Here is a 17,273-nt window from a genome sequence, read left to right on the forward strand (position 1 = left end):
CTCAGTGGTGCGGTCAGCAGTTCAGGTAGGCCACGTGGATCCACACGCCGGTGCGGCCGCCCCACAGGTCGCCCATGACCCAGTTGCCCTGCTGCCCCCGAAGGTTCAGCTTCTGGCCGGCGTTGACCTTCCCCAGGACCGGGAAGTTCTCGCCGGGCCCGCCGCGGAAGTTGACCCCGTTGTCGTTGACGGTGCACACCGCCGCGGCGGCCTGCCGCGCGGCGTGCGACGCGGTGGCGGTGTCCGGCGTGCGGGCGGTGGCGTGGGCGGCGCCGGTGGTGGCGGCGAGCGCGCCGGCGGCGGCGGTCGCGACGGCCAGCTTGGTGATCGTCCTGGTGACTGCGGTCCTGCGCATGGTGCTGTTCCTTCCCGTTTCTGCTTCCCCGTTGCGTGCGGTGGCCGCTGCCGTTGCCGTGCAGCGCCCTGCCTTACGTGCTCCACCCTGCGGCGGTACGGGCCGCAGCGGTACCTGACGTCTGTCAGGGCCGCAGCAAGAGCGCAGGTCAGGGCGGTGTCAGCGGGTGTACCGGGCGAGGTGGCGGGCCACCTGGTCCACATAGGCGCGGGTACGGGCGGGTACGCCGCGGGTCTCGATGACGACCCGGCTGCTGGTGCGGTATCCGGCGGCGATCAGCCCCGGCAGGTCGCGGCGCAGCCCGTTCGCCTTGAAACGCTGGTCGAGCCAGCACAGATAGGAGCCCATGGTCGCGATGGCGTCGGGCGGCGACCAGTAGTCCTTGCGGCCGTCGTGGTCACCGTCCACGGCCCAGGCGCGGAACACCGCGGGCGTCCACATCGCGATGCCGAACTCGTCCGTGCGGCGCGCCCGCGGATCGAAGCCGCTCTCCGCCTTGAGCATGGCGGCGATCAGGGCCGGCGTCACCTCCTCCTCCGCACAGCGCTGCGCGGCCGTCGTGATGTACGGCCGCAGCGCCCTCGGTACGTCGGAGTCCTCCGGCAGCGTCCCGGTCACGGACGCCGGGGCCGACGGCGCGGCGGACGCCGACGTCCCGGCGGCGGCCTTCCCCCGCCCGTCGTCGGAGGTGAGCAGCACACCGGCGCCCGCTGCCGCGGCGAGCAACGCGGCACCGGCCGTCAGCAGCACCGGCCGGCGTGCGGCGCCACGGCGGGCGCGGTGACGGGCACGGGGCGCGTCGCACAGTTGCCGTACCCGCCGGGACAGCTCGGCCGCGGTGTGCCGGGCCCGCGACGCGTGGTCGGGCAGCAGGCAGTCGGCGATCAGCTCCCGCCACTCCGGCGGCAGTTGGCTGCCCAACCGCAAGGGCGTGCCGCCGTGCGCGTACGCCTGGGCGGCCAGCGCGCGGGCCCGTGCGGTACGGCCGGGGAAGGGATGCCGGCCACCGGTGAGCACTTGGTGGGCGAGCACGCCGTACGCCCAGATGTCGGCCGTGGGCCGGGCCGTCGTGCCGCGCTGTCCGGTGCGCTGGGACCACCATTCGGGCGGTACGTGGTCGAGCGAGCCGAGCGGCGGTACGTAGGCGTGGGTGCCCTCCAGTTCGGCGGTGAGACCGAAGTCGGCGAGCCAGACCGTGCCGTCCGGGGCCAGCAGGATGTTGGCCGGTTTCAGGTCCCCGTGCACCCAGCCACGCCCGTGCAGGTGGGCCAGTCCGTCGGCGGCTTCCCGAAGGATCCGGGGCGCGTCCGGCAGCGGGCCGGCGGCGTCGGCGAGCACGTCCCGCAGGCTGCGTTCGGCCCGGTCCATGACCAGGGCGGTGAGCCCGTCCAGCTCCGGGTGGTCCGGAACGGCGACGGTGAGCGCGGCATGCGTCCGTACGACGTGCGGGTGGTCCGCCTCCAGGCTGAAGCGCACCTCGCGGCGTACCAGTTCGTCCATCCAGGCCCGCTGGCCCGGTGCCAGCAGGTCGGTGCGGAGGATCTTGACGGCGGCCGGGCGGCCGTCGCCGACGCGCTCGGCGGCGTACACGCTGCCCCAGCTCCCCTCGCCGATCGGCCCGGCCAGCCGCCAGTCACCGACCCGGTCGCCGGGCCGGACGCCGGGCGGCGGGGTGGTTCCCGATCCGTCCATCGCGGTCCGCCCTCAGTTCACCGTCCGTCCCGCGGGGTCAGCAGGGCGAGGTGCTCCTCGCGGACCAGGTCGAAGCGCAGCGCGAAGGCGACGAGTTCGTCGCGCTTGCCGCCGCCCAGGCCCTCCGTGTCCGCCGGGCCGTCGGCCCGCAGGCGCAGCTTCACCGAGGCCAGGTAGTCGATGTGGTAGTTGACGGCCGAGCGGGTCAGCCGCCGGCAGGTCTCCAGCGGCCGCAGTCTCTCCAGCACGTCGCCGACGCCCGGTACGGCGCCGCTGGAGGCGTGGCGCAGGCGCGGCTCGCACAGGGCCAGCAGCACCAGGAAGTACTTCGAGGTCGGGTCGAGCGCGAACGGGATCGTCGTGGGCTCACCCACCCCGTCGTACGGTTCGCCGTCCAGGTAAGCGTGTTCGGGCGCGAACACCTTGAAGGACGCCTCCCCCTCGGCGGCCGGCAGCAGCACCCGGGAGAACTCGAACGGCACCGGCGCGCCGAGCCGTCCCGGCGCGACCTTGACGTGCTCCCCCGCGCCTTCCAGGTTCTCGACGACGTAGGTGACCACCCGGCTGAAATTGGACAGCCGCCAGTAGTCCTCGGCGGCGGTGAGCTGCCCGGCCAGCCGCGAGACACCGGGGTCGGACAGCGGCACGGCCACCGGGGCGCCCGGTGCGCCGCGCCCGAAGTCCGCGGTGTCCCCGGGCCCGAGCCGCAGCAACCGCGGCCTGTCGGGGCGCTCGTGCGACCCGTCCCCCGCCTGTTCCGGCAGTTGTACGATCACGGTGTCCATGCCGTTCCCCCGTTCGCGCATCGGCACTTCCACCGGTACCACGCGCCGCCGCGGCGCCCCGTCATGTCAGGGCGGTGGTTTCGGCCGACCTCACTCCGTCCGCAGGACCGGCTTGACGACCCGCCCCGTCGACGCGGCGTCGGCGGCGGCCTCGATGTCGGCGAAGGGGAACTCGGTGACGAGTTTTTCCAGCGGAAGCCTGCCCTGCCGGTAGAGGCCGATCAGTTCCGGTATGGCCACAGCCGGTACCGCGTCGCCTTCGGTCACCCCCCGGATCGTGATGCCCTTGGTCAGCACCGGCAAGGTGTCGAACTCCGCCGTGCCGATACCGACCAGGGCGAGCGTGCCGCGCCGACGCAGGGCCTGGACCGCTCGGGACACCACGGCCGGGCGCCCGGTCGTGTCGATGGCGCAGTGCGGCCCGCCTCCGGTCAGATCCCGGAGCGCCGCCACCACCTCGTCCCCGGCGGGGTCGACGACCGCCGTGGCACCGAGTTCCCTGGCCAGGGCGCGGCGCGCGGCGAGGGGTTCGACGGCGACGACGGGGACGTCCGCCGCGACGGCCGCCATGACCGCGCTCAGGCCGACGCTGCCGGCGCCGAAGACGGCCAGGGTGGTGCCCGCCGCCGGGCGCAGCACGGTACGGACCGTGCCGACGCCGGTCTGGACGCTGCATCCCAGCGGAGCGACGACGGCCGCGGGAAGGTCCCCGGGGACCTTGACGGTGTTGCTCTCCGTGGTGAGGCAGTGGGAGGCGAAGGCGGACTGGCCGAAGAACCCGCCGTGGGCCGGGGAGCCGTCCGTACGGGAGAGCGGGGAGCTGCCGTCCGGACGGGTTCCGGCGGCGTTGAGGAGCGCGGAGTGCTCGCAGTAGGCGGGCTCGCCCGCCGAGCACTGTTCGCAGGCGCGGCAGCTCCGGTACGTCAGGCACACGGTGTCCCCGGGGGCGAGGGTGGTCACCGCCTCGCCCACCGCCTCGACGACTCCGGTGCCCTCGTGCCCGAAGACCATGGGCAGCCGTTCGGCAGGCCAGACCTGCCGCATGCCGAGGTCGGTGTGGCAGATGCCGGCGGCGGTCAGCCGTACCAGGATCTCGTCCGCCCTCGGTTCCTCCAGCTCGGCCTCGCGGACGGTGAAGGGACCGCCGGGCGTTTCGACCAGAGCTGCTCGTATGCGCATGGGGCCTTCCTAGCGGTTCCGGGCCGCCATGCTCAACACTGATCCGTCCGGCGCCCCTGGCTTCCACGGGCGATCGCGTACCCGGCCGGTCCGTGACGACGACAGGAACCACAGGCAGGAACCACAGGAAGAGGACTGAACATCATGGCGAAGCTGCCGGAACTGACGTACGGCCGTCCCTTCAACTTCCAGCGGTGGCTGGAGGACCACCGTGACCTGCTGGAACCGCCGGTGGGAAACGCTCAGTTGTGGGAGGAGTCCGGGCTGATGGTCACCGTCGTCGGCGGGCCCAACCAGCGCACCGACTTCCACGACGATCCGATCGAGGAGTTCTTCCACCAGATACGCGGCAGCATGGTGCTGCGGATCATGGAGGAGGAGGGCCGCCCGCCGCGGGACGTCCGGATCGACGAGGGGGACGTCTTCCTGCTGCCGCCGCATGTACGGCACTCCCCGCAGCGGCCCGAGCCGGGCAGTGTCGGCATGGTCGTCGAGTACGCCCGGCCGGCCGGGCAGCTCGACGGCTTCGAGTGGTACTGCACCGACTGCCACCGTCTGGTCCGCCGCTTCGAACTCCAACTGGGGTCCATCGTCCGTGATCTGCCGCCGGTGTTCGAGAGGTTCTACGGCGGTGACCGCCGCTGCCCGCACTGCGGCGCCGTGCACCCCGGCCGGGAGTGGCCGGCCGGGATGCGTCCCCGCACGCGCGCCGCCACCTGACTCCCGCGGTCCGGCGGGCCGGGCGGACGCGACACGTTCCGGTTTCTGACCTGGTGTTACGGTCCCGGCCCCCCGGTGGGATAGGTTCGTTCGACATTCCGTTCGCCCTGGAGGTCGCAGGTATGCCCGTCGTTGTCGCCACGGTCAGGACGAAGCCCGGCGAGCTGGAGACGGCGCTGGACGTCTTCCGCTCGCACGCGTCCGCCGTCCACGAGGAGGACGGCTGTCTGCTGTACGCGGTCCACGCGGGCGAGGACCGGGTGGTGGTCGTGGAGAACTGGGCGGACGGCGCCGCGCTGGACGCCCACTCACGGGGTGCCGCGCTCGCCGGGATCGCCGCCGGGGTGAGCGGCCTGCTCGCCGCGCCGATGGATGTCGCCGTCCTGGACGCCGTCCCGATGGGCGACCCGGGCAAATCCACGCTTTAGGCACATCACGCGGAGCGCCACCCGTAAAAGGAAGGCAAATACTCCGTCAATTGGTCGCCGGCACAGAGTCCGTCATTTCGGACGTTCTGTTTTTACGTGAGCGGCCGCCGCCTCCGCGCGCGCGGCCGCTCACGCCCGTATACCACCCGAGCGACCCCGCGCTTCGTTGACCGGCCATTCTCGCGATCCTCTCCGACTTCCCGCGACACCGGCCTGACCTGCCGCTTCGCACTCCTGGAATAGCACCGGGGACGAGGCGCCGCCCCCACGGGCGCCCCTGCGCGGTCCGACCGGTTGGCCAAATGTCCGCGCCTCGGTAAAAGGCCCGCCAACGGGCGTTCGTGCCAACTTGGAACCCTTGATCGACGACCGTTAGCATGGAAATGGTTGTCCGGGGCAACTAACTATCCGTCGTGCCCCGGAATCAAGGAGGAATCACCTATGCCCGACACCGCGCACGACTTCCGCACCTACGTGGAGGAGAACCTCGACGCCCTGGGGACCGACCCCGGGCGCGTGGCGCTGGTGCACCAAGGGCGACGCGTCACCGCGGGTGAGTTCCGCGCCCTCGTCCACCGCACGGCCCGCGCGATGCGGAACCAGGGCATCGACCGCGGCCAGACCGTCACGCTGCTCAGCGGCAACCTGCCCGAGACCATCGCCGCCCGTTACGCCGCCAACCTCATCGGCTGCCGGGTCAACCACCTCTACAACAAGCTCTCCGCCGACGTGCAGGCCACCATCGTCAAGGACGTGGAGACCAGCGCCCTGATCGTCGACCCGCGCTTCGACGACCGCGCCGCCGAGCTGACCGCGCTGGCGCCGGTGGCCACCGTACTGACCCTGGGCCCCGCGAAGTTGGGCACCGACCTGCTGGAACTGGCCGCCGCCGAGAGCGACGAGCCGTTCCCGAGCCTCGCGCAGCCCGACGACATCTGCACCATCCGCCACACCGGCGGCACCACCGGCCACCCCAAGGGCATCTGCACCACCTACGGGCAGGTCCGCTCCTTCGTCGCCGACAACGACGAGGACGCCGGCGACGCCAAGGTGATCTGGGAGCGCCCCTCGGACGACGAGGCGGCCCGCCTCCTGGTGTGCACCACCCTGGCGCACGCGGGCGGCATGATGGCCGACGTCACCCTGCGCGAGGGCGGCCTGGTGGTGCTCCACGAGGACTTCGAGCCCGGCGAGGTGCTCGCCGCCGTCGAGCGGGAGCGCATCACCCACATGTTCCTGCTGCCGCCGCTGCTCTACCAGCTCACCGACCACCCGGACGCGGCCACCACCGACACCTCCAGCCTGCGCTGCCTGACCTACGGCGGCTGCCAGTCCTCGCCCGCCCGCATCGCCGACGCGATCCGGCGCTTCGGCCCGGTGCTGGTCCAGTTCTACGGACAGAACGAGGCCGGCGGGATCAGCGTGCTGCCCGCCGAGGAGCACGACCCGGGCAACCTGGAGCGGCTGCGGTCGGCCGGCCGCATCCTGCCCAACGTCGAGGTGGCGGTCCGCGACGAGAACGGCCGCGACCTGCCGCGCGGCGAGCACGGCGAGATCTGCATCCGTTCGTCCAGCATCATGCAGGGCTACTGGAAGCAGCCGGAGCTGACCGCCGAGGTGCTCCGCGACGGCTGGCTGCACACCGGTGACATCGGTTTCCTGGACGACGAGAACTACCTGACCATCGTCGACCGGATCAAGGACATGATCGTCGTGGTGGGCGGTCATGTGTACACCACCGAGCTGGAGGACCTCCTCAACACCCACCCGCAGGTCGCGCAGAGCGCCGTCTTCGGTGTGCGCGACGAGGACCGGATGGAACAGGTGTACGCGGCCGTGGTGCCCGCCGCCGGGGAGAGCGTCGACGAGGACGGCCTGCGCACGATGGTGCGCGAGGCGCGCGGCGCGATGTACGAGCCGGCCCGGATCGAGTTCGTCGACGCGCTGCCGCTGACCGACGCCGGAAAGCCGGACAAGAAGAAGCTGCGCGAGCTGGCCACGACCGCCGCCTGACCCTCGCACGGCCGGGACCGGCCCCCGCCTCTCCGGAGGCGGGGGCCGGTCCTCGTCGCCGCCCGCGGCAGCGGCTCCGCGTCCGTGACGCGCCGCGCCCTCCCGGGGCAGCCACCCGGAGCAGCGCACCGTGCGGGCGCACCACCCCCCGCCTACGCTCGGTACACAGATCGCACAGATCGTCACCACGGGCTGTCCGGCCGGGCCGTCCGACCGCGAGCACAGGCACGGAGGCTCACCCATGCCGGAGCTGTTCATCGGGGGTCAGTGGACCGCCGCGGCCGACGGGGAGGTGCGCGAGATCCGCTGCCCGGCGGACGGCACGCTGGTCGCCACCGTCGACGAGGCGGGCGCGGCGGACGCGGCCGCCGCCGTCACCGCGGCCCGCGCGGCGTTCGACGACGGGCCGTGGCCGCACACCCCGGCCGCGGAGCGCGGGGCGCTGCTGCTGCGCGTGGCCGGTCTGCTGGAGCGCGACAAGGACGCGTACGCGCGTGCCGAGTCGCTGGACACCGGCAAGCGGTTCGTGGAGAGCCAGTACGACATGGACGACATCGCGAACTGCTTCCGCTACTTCGGCAACCTGGTCGCCTCCGGCAACGACGGCCGGGTGGTGGACACCGGGCAGCCGGAGGTCGACAGCCGGGTGGTGTACGAGCCGGTCGGCGTCTGCTCCCTGATCACGCCGTGGAACTACCCGCTGCTGCAGACCGCCTGGAAGGTGGCCCCGGCCGTCGGCGCGGGCGACACCTTCGTCCTCAAGCCCAGCGAGCTGACCCCGCACACCGCGATCCTGCTGATGCGGACGCTGGTCGAGGCCGGGCTGCCGGACGGGGCGGCCAACCTGGTGCTGGGCGCCGGCGCCGCCGTCGGCACACCGCTGACCACCGACGAGCGGGTGGACCTGGTGTCCTTCACCGGCGGACTGGTGACCGGGCGGAGCATCATGGCCGCCGTCGCGCCCACCGTGAAGAAGATCGCGCTGGAGCTGGGCGGCAAGAACCCCAACATCGTCTTCGCCGACACCGACTTCGACACCGCCGTCGACTACGCGCTGATGGCGGTGTTCCTGCACTCCGGGCAGGTCTGCTCGGCCGGCGCGCGGCTGCTGGTCGAGGACGGGCTGCACGACGACTTCGTGGACGAGCTGGTGCGCCGGGCCCGCGCGATCCGGCTGGGCGGGCCGTTCGACGAGGACGCCCGCAGCGGGCCGCTGATCTCCGCGCAGCACCGGGACAAGGTGGAGAAGTACGTGGCGGCGGGCCTGGCCGAGGGCGCGGTACTGCGCTGCGGTGGCGCACGCCCCGACGACGCCGCCCTGCGGGACGGCTTCTACTACCTGCCGACGGTGCTGGACGAGTGCTCGCCCGGCATGTCGGTGATCCGCGACGAATCGTTCGGCCCGGTGCTGACCGTGGAGCGGTTCCGTACCGAGGACGAGGCCGTCGCGCTGGCCAACGACACCGTCTACGGGCTGGCCGCGGGTGTGTGGACGCAGAGCGTGGAGCGCTCGCACCGGGTCTCCTCCCGGCTGCGCGCCGGCACCGTGTGGATCAACGACTTCCACCCGTACGTACCGCAGGCCGAATGGGGCGGCATGAAGCAGTCCGGCGTCGGGCGGGAGCTGGGCCCGGCCGGGCTCGGGGAGTACCAGGAGGCCAAGCACGTCTGGCGCAACACCGCGCCCCGGCCGCAGCGGTGGTTCGAGTGAGCGGCACCGGGCCGACGGCGGGCGGCCCCGCACCGGACGGCGGCACGGCGCACCCCGGGAAACCGGCCGACGAGGAGGCGAACGGCAACGGCACCGCACCGGCAGACGACTCCGACGCCGCCACCGACAGCCCCGACGACGACGAGTCGCTCGCGGAACTCGGCTACAAGCCCGAACTCAAACGCACCCTCGGCAACTTCCACACCTTCGCCGCCGGCATCAGCTACATCTCCATCCTCACCGGCACCTTCCAGCTCTTCTACTTCGGTGTCAGCCACGGCGGGCCCGCCTACTGGTGGTCCTGGCCGATGGTCTTCTGCGGCCAGTTGATGGTGGCCCTGTGCTTCTGCGAGCTGGCCGCCCGCTACCCGGTGGCCGGATCGGTCTACAACTGGTCCAAGCAGTTGGGCGGACCGCACGTGGGCTGGCTCGGCGGCTGGATGATGATGACCGCGACCATGGTGTCGCTGGCCGCCGTGGCGCTCGCCTACCAGGTGACGCTGCCGCAGATCTCCTCGTTCTTCCAGTTCATCGGCGACGGCAGCGGCCGGACCGACCACGCCGCCAACGCGGTGCTCCTCGGCGCCGTCCTCGTCCTCTTCACGACGCTCGTCAACGCTTTCGGCGTCAAGCTGATGGCCCAGATCAACTCCGCCGGCGTGGCCATCGAGCTGATCGCCGCGCTGGCCCTGATCGTGCTGCTGGCCGCGCACATCACCCGCCCCCCGAGCGCGCTGACCGAGACCTACGGGCTGGCGGAGGGCCAGTCGCTGGGCTACCTCGGCGCGTTCCTCACCGCGTGCCTCGCCTCCGCCTACGTCATGTACGGCTTCGACACGGCGTCGTCCCTCGGCGAGGAGTCCAAGGACCCCGGCCGCAACGCGCCGCGCGCGATCCTGCGGGCCCTGTCCGCCTCGTTCCTCATCGGCGGGCTGATCCTGCTGTTCGCCCTGCTGGCCACCCCCGACCTGCACGCCAAGGAGCTGTCCGTGGACGGGCTCCAGTACGTCGTGCTCAGCACCCTCGGCTCGACCATGGGCCAGATCATGCTGTGGTGCGTGGTGATCGCGATCACGGTGTGCGCGCTGGCCGTGCACACCGCCGGCATCCGGCTGGCGTTCGCCATGGCCCGGGACACCAACCTGCCGGCCGCCTCGCTGCTCGCCCGGGTCAGCCCGCGCTTCCAGACGCCGGTGGCGCCCGCGGTGATCATCGGGTGCATCGCGGTCTGCATCCTGCTGATCAACGTGAACCAGCCGCAGATCTTCTCGGTGATCACCAGCATCGCGATCATCATGATCTACGTCGCCTACCTGATGGTGACCGTGCCGCTGCTGGTACGGCGGCTGCGCGGCCAGTGGGAACCGGCCCAGGGCAAGTTCTCGCTGGGCAAGTTCGGGCTGCCGGTCAACATTCTCGCCGTCCTGTGGGGCACCGCGATGGCCACCAACCTCGCCTGGCCGCGCCCCGAGGTCTACAACGCGACCGGCCCGCAGCACTGGTACCTGCGCTGGGGCGCGATCCTCTTCGTCGGGATCGTCGCCGTCGGCGGCTTCACCTACTATTGGTTCGTCCAGCGGAAACGCACCTGCGTCCTGGCCGGCCACGCCGCCGAGACCCCGGAGGACGGGGAGGGTCGGCACGCCTCGGAGGACCATGCGGACGAGCCCGGGGGCCCGGCCGGCACGTCGCCGTCCTGACGGAGGCGCCGTTGCCGGACGGGATCTCCGAGGAATGGGGAGCCGGCATGATCAGCGGGCCTGGGCGCGTCCCCGCGGAAGCCGAGGCGGCTGAGGCGCCGGCGAGTGGGACAGGCATGGATTCCGTGCTGGGCCGGCTCCGCAACAAGGACTTTTCGCCGATGGACTGCATCCGTGCGGTCATGAAGCTCACCGGCTCCTCGCTGCCCGACGCCATGCGGGTCGTGCACTTCAGCAGCGCGTGGCCCGAACTCACGGAGCGCTGAGGGACCGTCTCCGGAGTTCCGCCGCCGAAGCCCCGCCAGGCCACGCCTGGCGGGGCTGTTAGCGTCCTCCGTCCGGTCCGGCGGCGCCCCGGCCGTCGGGGGCCGACGGCTCGGCGTACACCTGTACCGATCTGTGACACAAATATCCGTTTCTCCAGGCAACCGATCATGCGGTGTCACCCGTCTGCATGTACGGCGGTTGCCCGCAACCGGCTCCGGCGGTCGGCATGACCGTCCCGGAGGCCGGGCGGTGCCCGCCACCGCCTGTTGTGTTGCTTCGGAGGGAACCGCTCGTGCACGTCAGATCAGCCCGTCGCACCGTCCTGCTGTCCGCCACCCTGGCGGGAGCCGCGCTGCTGACCGCGTGCGGAGCGGACGGCGGCTCAGCGACGTCGGACAAGCCGGCGGCGAAGGTGACCGTGACCCCGGCCGCGGGCAGCAAGTCCGCCGCGCTGGGCTCGCCGATATCCGTGAAGGTGGACGGCGGCAGCCTCACCGCCGTCGAGGCCAAGGACGACAAGGGCGGCAAGGTCAGCGGCAAGCTGTCCGGTGACGGCTCGTCGTGGACGTCCGACGGCAAGGTCAAGCCCGGGACCACGTACACCGTGCACACCAAGACGAAGTCGGGCGACGGCAAGGAGTCGGCCGCGGACTCGTCCTTCACCACCGCGCAGGCCGACAAGGTCAACAAGCTCACCAACACCCCGTCGAACGGGATGACCGTCGGCACCGGCATGCCGATATCCATCCTCTTCGACCACCAGGTCGCCAAGGACCGGCGCGCCGAGATCCAGAAGGCCCTCAAGGTCACCACCCAGCCGCAGGTGGAGGGCGCCTGGGGCTGGGTCAAGGACTGGTCGGGCAAGGACCGGATCGACTGGCGGCCCAAGACCTACTGGCCGGCCGGCACCAAGGTGTCCGTGAAGGGCAGCCTGGGCGGCATCAACTCCGGCGAGAAGGGCGGCTGGTTCGCGCGCGACTACGACTTCGGGTTCACCATCGGCGCGGACCACAAGGCCGTCATCGACGTCACGGCGCACAGCATGACCCTGTACGAGAACGGCAAGGCCGTCGACACGATCCGCGGCTCCGCGGGCTCGCCGCAGGACCCGACGCGCGGCGGCGTGCACACCGTACGCAGCAAGAACGCGGCCGAGACGATGGACTCCTCCACCATCGGCCACGGCAACGAGTGGATGCTGGACTCGAAGTGGGTGACGCATCTCACCGCGTCGGGCACCTTCCTGCACTCCGCGCCCTGGAACAAGTCGGTCGGCGTGGTCAACAACAGCCACGGCTGCTTCGGCATGACCACCTCGGACGCCAAGCGGGCCTACGACTTCCTGACGATCGGCTCCACGGTCGAGGTGAAGAACACCACCAGCACCAAGAAGACCGATGTGGGCAACGGTCTGGAGGTCTGGCAGGAGAGCTGGGACCAGTGGAAGCAGCGCAGCGCGGTGAAGTGACCGCGGCACGGCCGGGGCGCTACGGCGCCTGAGTGTGCGAGCGTACGTGTGGGGCTCCCCCGGAGACGGGGCGGGCCCCGCCCGCGGTTGCGGACGGGTTCGGACCACACCCCCGTGCCGGTCCGAACTGTCCGCCCCGCTTCACACCAGAGTCTTTGACTCAGGTGTGAAGAATAGAGGGTCCGGGCTGAGCGTGCCAGCCCACACGGGAGGGAGCGCCCATCCGTCCCGGCGACCGGACCACTACAGTGGAAGTCTCACGTTTGGCCTTGAAGGGAGCGCGGCGCGATGGGGGACGAGGACCGCGGGCCGGTCAGCCTGGCCGAAAAGCTGGACCGGCTGTTCCAGGAACGAAGTCGCGAGCGGGGCAAATCGCTGTCCGCGAACGACGTCGCCACCGATATCAACATCAGGGCCGGCGAGCAGGTGATCTCCGGCAACTACATCTGGCAACTGCGCAAGGGCAAGCGGGACAACCCGACCAAGCGCCACATCGAAGCGCTCGCGGAGTACTTCGGCGTGCCCGCCGCGCACTTCCACGACCAGCAGGACGCGGGCTCCGGCGGCGCGGCGGCCGACCGGACCGACCAGCCCCCGGAGCTGCTGGAAGCCATGCAGGACGCGGGGGTCATCGCCATGGCCGCGCGCTTCATGGACATGTCCGCCGAGTCCCGTACGGCCGTGCTGGAGATGATCGACCGCGTACGGAAGCTGGAAGGGCTGCCGGACGTCGGCAGCACCACGGGCAACGGAGCGGGACATCCGATGGGCAACACGGGAGAAACCTGGCGTACCGCCCGCTGAACCATGCCCCTGACCGACGTACTTCCCGCACTGTCCCCGGACGCCGCCCCGCCCCGCTTCCGGCCGGGCGGCCGGCGCCGCGGCAGCCCGCGGGCCCGCACACGATCCCGTTCGGGAGGGGCCATCCGGCGCTGCATGAGACTGGCACGTGTACCTTTCATGGCTGAGGCCGAAGGAGAGCACGCCATGAAGTTCACACGGCGACCGGACCGTGTGCTTGCCGACTGTTCGGACCGGCTGCGGGGGCTGCACATCCCCCGCCCCTTCGAGCTGGGTGCCTTCCTGGACCGGCTCGCCGAACAGCGCGGCCGCCCGATCCACCTGGAGCCGCAGGTCACGCCGCCCGCCGGGCCGTGCGGCCTGTGGATCGCCACACGGCGGGCCGACTACGTCTTCTACGACGCGGCCACCACCGCGCTGCACCGCGACCACATCGTGCTGCACGAGGTCGGCCACATGCTCAGCGGCCACTCCAACCTGCTCTCCGGCGAGGTCGCGCAGGCCCTCGTACCCGACCTCGACCCCGCGTCGGTGGAATCCGTCCTGGGCCGCAGCCACTACAGCGATCAGGACGAGCAGGAGGCCGAGATGATCGCCTCACTGATCCTGCGGCGCGCCGACCGTACCCCCGCCCGCCGCCCGGCGACGTCCCAGCAGGCCGAGGTCCTCAGCCGGATGGACGACGTCTTCGGCTCCCCGAAGCGACGGTAGACACCCAGATGGTCAACGTCCTCTTCCTTTCCATAGCCGCCGTCCTGCTGCTGGCCGCCGCGTACAAGGCGCGGCCGCTGCTGCGCCGGCCGCGGCCGCAGGGCCTGGGTGCCCTGTGCGGGTTCCTGACCGGGCTGGGCGCCTCGCTGGTGTTCCTGACGCCGGCCGTCGGTGACGCACTGAGCGTCGTCACGCCCAAGCTGGGCCGGCTGCTCGGCAACTGCAGCACGCTGGCCGCCGCCACCTGCATCTCGATCCTGCTGCTGCGCTTCAACGAGGAGCCGACGGACGCCGACCGCAAGGCGCGCCACCGGCTCGTCTCGCTGGGCGTCGTCCTGGCCGCGATGGCCGTCCTGTTCTTCGCCTCGCCGGTGGACGACTCCCCCGGCGCCCCCACCTTCGGCGAGCTGCCGCGCACCGAGCCGCTGCTCAACATCTACGTCCTGGTGTTCACCGCGCACCTCGGCGCCGCCATCGTCGACCTGCTGCGCCAGGCGCTGCGCTACTCCCGGCACGCGCCGCGCACCAGCCTGCGCTGTGGACTGCGCGTCATCGCCGCCGGCTGCGCGCTCGGCATGGTCTACATCGGCTACAAGATCGTCCATGTCGTCGGCCTGTGGACCGACGCCGGGTGGCTGCCGCCCGAGCAACTGTGCAGCTCCCTGGTGACGCCCGCGACCTGCACCTTCAGCGTCGGCCTGCCCGCCATTTGCAGCCTGCTCCTGGTCATCGGCGTCCTGCTGCCTGCCGTCGGTCCGGCCCTGGCCTGGCCCTGGCGGCGGATCCGGCTGTGGCACCTGCACCGCGGGCTGCACCCGCTGTGGGCCGCGCTGTCGGCGGCGGTCCCGGAGATCCAGCTCACCGCCACCGAGAACCGGTACGCGGCGCCCGACCCCGAGTTCCGTCTCTACCGCCGGGTGATCGAGATTCGGGACGGGATGCTGGCGCTGCGCCCGCACCGCAGCGACGCGGTGCGCCGGGCCGCCGAGGAACGCCTGCGGTCCGGCGGGGCCGACGCTCGGGAACTGGACGCCGGGGTCGAGGCGGCGGTGCTGGCCGCGGCCCTGGAGTCGCGGCGCGACGGCGGCGCTCCCGCGCACGCGGTCAGCGCCGAGGACGCCACCCTGACCCGCCCCGAACTGAACGACCTGTTCGACGAGGCCCGCTGGCTGTGCAGGGTCTCGCACGCCTTCATGGCGTCCGGCACCGGCCCCGCACCGTCCGAACCGTCCCGGCCCGCCGCAGGAATCTGAGGTCACACGTGAGCCACCCCATGGAGTCACCGGAGTTCTTCCGCGACCCGTACCCGCTGCTCGCCGCGCTGCGCGAACGCGGCCCCGTCCAGCAGGTACGGTCCGGGCCGCACGGCGCGACCTGGCTGGTCACCGGGTGGGCCGAGGCCCGTACCGCCCTGGCGGAGCCCCGGCTGTCCAAGGACACCACCCGCTACTTCGCGGACAAGCCGTCCAAGCGCGACCTGGCCCCGGCCGTCAGCGCCACCATGCTCGCCACCGACCCGCCGGACCACACCCGGCTGCGCAGGCTGGCCGTCAAGGCGTTCACGCCGGCCGCGGTGGCCCGTCTGGAGCCGCGGGTGGCCGAGATCGCGGGCGGACTGCTGGACCGGATGGCCGCCCAGGGCGGTACGGCCGATCTCGTCGAGGACTTCGCCGTACCGCTGCCCATCGAGGTCATCGGCGACCTGCTCGGTGTGCCCCGCGAGGACCGGGCCGCGCTGCGCGGCTGGTCCAACGACCTCTTCGCGGCCGGCGCCCCGGACACCATCGACACCGCCTCGCACGCGATCAGCGACTACATGACGCGGCTGATCGCGGAGAAGCGGGCCGCCGGGGCGGCGGACGGCGCCGGCGGCCCGGGCCGTGACCTGCTGACCGACCTGATCGCCGCGCGCGACGAGGGCGAGCGGCTCAGCGAGTTCGAGCTGGTCTCGCTGGCCGTCCTCCTGGTCGTCGCCGGTCACGAGACGACCACCAACCTGATCGGCAACGGCGCGCTCGCGCTGCTCCAGGACGACGCGCTCCGCACCCGCCTGCGCGAGGACCCCGCGCTCGTCCCGGACGCCGTGGAGGAGCTGCTGCGCCACGACTCCCCGATCACCACGGCCACGTTCCGGTACGCGGCCGAGCCGCTCACCCTCGGCGGCGCCGAGATCGCCGCGGGCGACGTGGTACTGGTCTCACCGGGCGCCGCCAACCGCGACCCCGCCCGCTTCACCGACCCCGACGCCCTCGTCCCCGGCCGCGCCTCGGGCCATCTGTCCTTCGGTCACGGCCCCCACCACTGCCTCGGCGCCCCGCTGGCCCGTCTGGAGGGCCGGATCGCCTTCCACGCCCTCCTCACCCGCTTCCCGGACCTGCGCCTGGCCGTGCCCCCGGCCGAACTCCCGTGGCGTCACACCCGTCTGATGCGCGGTCTGGCGCATCTGCCGGTCACGTTCGCGGCCTGACCCGCCGGCCGTCCGCCGTACGCCGCAGGCGCGCCGGGAGCGCCGGAAGCGCCGGTTCCGGTGTCACTCCCCCGACGCGAAGGCCTCCACCGCGCGGCAGACGGCGGCCGCGTGGTCGGCCAGGTAGAAGTGGCCGCCGGCGAACGTCTCCTCCCGGTACTCGGCGACGGTGTGCGCCTTCCAGGCAGCCGCTTCCTCGCGGGACACCCGGGGGTCGGCGGCGCCGGTGAGGCACAGCAGCGGAATGTCGAGCACGGCGTCGGCGGCGGGCCGGTACGTCTCGATGACGCGGTAGTCGTTGCGGATCGCCGGGAGGATCAGCCGCACGATCTCCGGGTCGTCGAGGAGTTGGCTGTGGGTGCCGTCCAGGCGGCCCACCTCGGCGAGGAGTTCCGCGTCGGTTCCCTGGTGGAAGTTCTTCTCCTCCCGGAACATCGAGGGCGCGCGGCGGCCGGAGACGACGAGCCGGCGCGGCGCGGGCCGTCCGAGGTCCGCGAGCCGCCGGGCGGTCTCGAAGGCGACGGACGCGCCCATGCTGTGTCCGAACAGCACCAGCGGGGTGGTGTCCTGAGGGCTCAGGCAGCCGACGATCTCGTCGGCGAGCCCCTCCACGGAGGTGACGAACGGGTCGTTCCACCGGTCCTGGCGCCCCGGGTACTGGATCGCCGACACGTCGAACTGTTCGCCGAGGTGGGCGGCGAACGGGCGGTAGTACGAGGCCGATCCCCCGGCGTGCGGGAAGAAGATGAGGTGGGCGGCGGGCCGCGGCCCCCGGCGTACGTCCCGTATCCAGGCGTTCTTCCCCGTCATGTGTCGTGCTCCTGTGCTGGTGGGCCGATGGTCGGGCTGCTCGTACGGGTGCGGTGCGGCCGGTTCGGCCGGACCGCACCCGTACGGGTCAAGGATGACCGGTCGGGGGTGCATCGGGCCAGCAGGAAATCGATCAAGAACGTCGGAGGCCGGCTTCCGCCCC

At 72.1% G+C, this 17,273-nt stretch carries 16 protein-coding genes; 11 read left to right on the forward strand and 5 right to left on the reverse strand.

From position 1 onward, the window contains the following. Positions 1-13 precede the first annotated feature (13 nt). The 4 genes from AB0A97_RS13070 to AB0A97_RS13085 form a co-directional block, all read right to left on the reverse strand. Positions 14-355 carry an SH3 domain-containing protein gene (locus AB0A97_RS13070; RefSeq protein WP_361148352.1) on the reverse strand — a complete coding sequence of 114 codons (342 nt, stop codon included), beginning with the start codon at positions 353-355 and terminating at the stop codon, positions 14-16. Positions 356-514: 159 nt separating this feature from the next. After that, positions 515-2,047 (reverse strand): protein kinase, encoded by a 1,533-nt coding sequence (locus tag AB0A97_RS13075; RefSeq protein ID WP_361148354.1) that lies wholly within the window; start codon positions 2,045-2,047, stop codon positions 515-517. A gap of 17 nt (positions 2,048-2,064) precedes the next feature. Next, positions 2,065-2,832, reverse strand: coding sequence for a serine/threonine protein kinase (locus AB0A97_RS13080; RefSeq protein ID WP_361148806.1), 768 nt, complete (start codon positions 2,830-2,832; stop codon positions 2,065-2,067). Between the two features lie 90 nt (positions 2,833-2,922). Then, positions 2,923-4,011: an NAD(P)-dependent alcohol dehydrogenase gene (locus tag AB0A97_RS13085; protein WP_361148356.1), complete on the reverse strand. Its 1,089-nt coding sequence runs from the start codon at positions 4,009-4,011 to the stop codon at positions 2,923-2,925. A 144-nt stretch (positions 4,012-4,155) separates the two neighbouring features. On the opposite strand from AB0A97_RS13085, the gene AB0A97_RS13090 reads away from it, so the two are divergent. From AB0A97_RS13090 to AB0A97_RS13140, 11 genes are all read left to right on the forward strand, one after another. After that, a complete protein-coding gene (locus tag AB0A97_RS13090; protein ID WP_361148358.1) occupies positions 4,156-4,731 on the forward strand; it encodes a 3-hydroxyanthranilate 3,4-dioxygenase in 576 nt (191 codons plus the stop codon). A gap of 122 nt (positions 4,732-4,853) precedes the next feature. Continuing rightward, complete coding sequence (locus AB0A97_RS13095) at positions 4,854-5,159, forward strand: putative quinol monooxygenase (protein ID WP_361148360.1); 306 nt, start codon at positions 4,854-4,856, stop codon at positions 5,157-5,159. 441 nt (positions 5,160-5,600) lie between these two features. Beyond that, entirely contained in the window at positions 5,601-7,172 is a 1,572-nt protein-coding gene (locus AB0A97_RS13100; protein ID WP_361148362.1) for an AMP-binding protein, read from the forward strand. Positions 7,173-7,413: 241 nt separating this feature from the next. Next, positions 7,414-8,883, forward strand: coding sequence for an aldehyde dehydrogenase family protein (locus AB0A97_RS13105; RefSeq protein WP_361148364.1), 1,470 nt, complete (start codon positions 7,414-7,416; stop codon positions 8,881-8,883). Then, positions 8,880-10,583: an APC family permease gene (locus AB0A97_RS13110; RefSeq protein WP_361148366.1), complete on the forward strand. Its 1,704-nt coding sequence runs from the start codon at positions 8,880-8,882 to the stop codon at positions 10,581-10,583. Before AB0A97_RS13105 ends, AB0A97_RS13110 begins: the two co-directional genes overlap by 4 nt. 116 nt (positions 10,584-10,699) lie before the next feature. After that, entirely contained in the window at positions 10,700-10,849 is a 150-nt protein-coding gene (locus AB0A97_RS13115) for a hypothetical protein (protein ID WP_361148368.1), read from the forward strand. 293 nt (positions 10,850-11,142) lie between these two features. Further along, complete coding sequence (locus AB0A97_RS13120; protein ID WP_361148370.1) at positions 11,143-12,318, forward strand: Ig-like domain-containing protein; 1,176 nt, start codon at positions 11,143-11,145, stop codon at positions 12,316-12,318. A 288-nt stretch (positions 12,319-12,606) separates the two neighbouring features. Further along, positions 12,607-13,122 carry a helix-turn-helix transcriptional regulator gene (locus AB0A97_RS13125; protein WP_361148372.1) on the forward strand — a complete coding sequence of 172 codons (516 nt, stop codon included), beginning with the start codon at positions 12,607-12,609 and terminating at the stop codon, positions 13,120-13,122. A 186-nt stretch (positions 13,123-13,308) separates the two neighbouring features. Then, a complete protein-coding gene (locus tag AB0A97_RS13130) occupies positions 13,309-13,833 on the forward strand; it encodes a hypothetical protein (protein ID WP_361148374.1) in 525 nt (174 codons plus the stop codon). Between the two features lie 8 nt (positions 13,834-13,841). Then, entirely contained in the window at positions 13,842-15,086 is a 1,245-nt protein-coding gene (locus AB0A97_RS13135; RefSeq protein ID WP_361148376.1) for an MAB_1171c family putative transporter, read from the forward strand. An 8-nt stretch (positions 15,087-15,094) separates the two neighbouring features. Then, complete coding sequence (locus AB0A97_RS13140) at positions 15,095-16,300, forward strand: cytochrome P450 (RefSeq protein ID WP_361148378.1); 1,206 nt, start codon at positions 15,095-15,097, stop codon at positions 16,298-16,300. Positions 16,301-16,363: 63 nt separating this feature from the next. Here the strand turns inward: AB0A97_RS13140 and AB0A97_RS13145 are convergent, their stop codons facing one another. After that, on the reverse strand, positions 16,364-17,110 hold the full coding sequence (locus AB0A97_RS13145) for an alpha/beta fold hydrolase (protein ID WP_361148380.1): 747 nt from the start codon (positions 17,108-17,110) through the stop codon (positions 16,364-16,366). Positions 17,111-17,273: the final 163 nt, after the last annotated feature.

Source organism: Streptomyces sp. NPDC045470 (genome assembly GCF_040646595.1).
Lineage (GTDB): Bacteria > Actinomycetota > Actinomycetes > Streptomycetales > Streptomycetaceae > Streptomyces.

Bases quoted from the DNA above. Each gene is read 5' to 3' on its own strand.
- AB0A97_RS13070 (WP_361148352.1), bottom strand. From the start codon at position 355: ATGCGCAGGACCGCAGTCACCAGGACGATCACCAAGCTGGCCGTCGCG.
- AB0A97_RS13075 (WP_361148354.1), bottom strand. From the start codon at position 2,047: ATGGACGGATCGGGAACCACCCCGCCGCCCGGCGTCCGGCCCGGCGAC.
- AB0A97_RS13080 (WP_361148806.1), bottom strand. From the start codon at position 2,832: ATGGACACCGTGATCGTACAACTGCCGGAACAGGCGGGGGACGGGTCG.
- AB0A97_RS13085 (WP_361148356.1), bottom strand. From the start codon at position 4,011: ATGCGCATACGAGCAGCTCTGGTCGAAACGCCCGGCGGTCCCTTCACC.
- AB0A97_RS13090 (WP_361148358.1), top strand. From the start codon at position 4,156: ATGGCGAAGCTGCCGGAACTGACGTACGGCCGTCCCTTCAACTTCCAG.
- AB0A97_RS13095 (WP_361148360.1), top strand. From the start codon at position 4,854: ATGCCCGTCGTTGTCGCCACGGTCAGGACGAAGCCCGGCGAGCTGGAG.
- AB0A97_RS13100 (WP_361148362.1), top strand. From the start codon at position 5,601: ATGCCCGACACCGCGCACGACTTCCGCACCTACGTGGAGGAGAACCTC.
- AB0A97_RS13105 (WP_361148364.1), top strand. From the start codon at position 7,414: ATGCCGGAGCTGTTCATCGGGGGTCAGTGGACCGCCGCGGCCGACGGG.
- AB0A97_RS13115 (WP_361148368.1), top strand. From the start codon at position 10,700: ATGGATTCCGTGCTGGGCCGGCTCCGCAACAAGGACTTTTCGCCGATG.
- AB0A97_RS13125 (WP_361148372.1), top strand. From the start codon at position 12,607: ATGGGGGACGAGGACCGCGGGCCGGTCAGCCTGGCCGAAAAGCTGGAC.
- AB0A97_RS13130 (WP_361148374.1), top strand. From the start codon at position 13,309: ATGAAGTTCACACGGCGACCGGACCGTGTGCTTGCCGACTGTTCGGAC.
- AB0A97_RS13135 (WP_361148376.1), top strand. From the start codon at position 13,842: ATGGTCAACGTCCTCTTCCTTTCCATAGCCGCCGTCCTGCTGCTGGCC.
- AB0A97_RS13145 (WP_361148380.1), bottom strand. From the start codon at position 17,110: ATGACGGGGAAGAACGCCTGGATACGGGACGTACGCCGGGGGCCGCGG.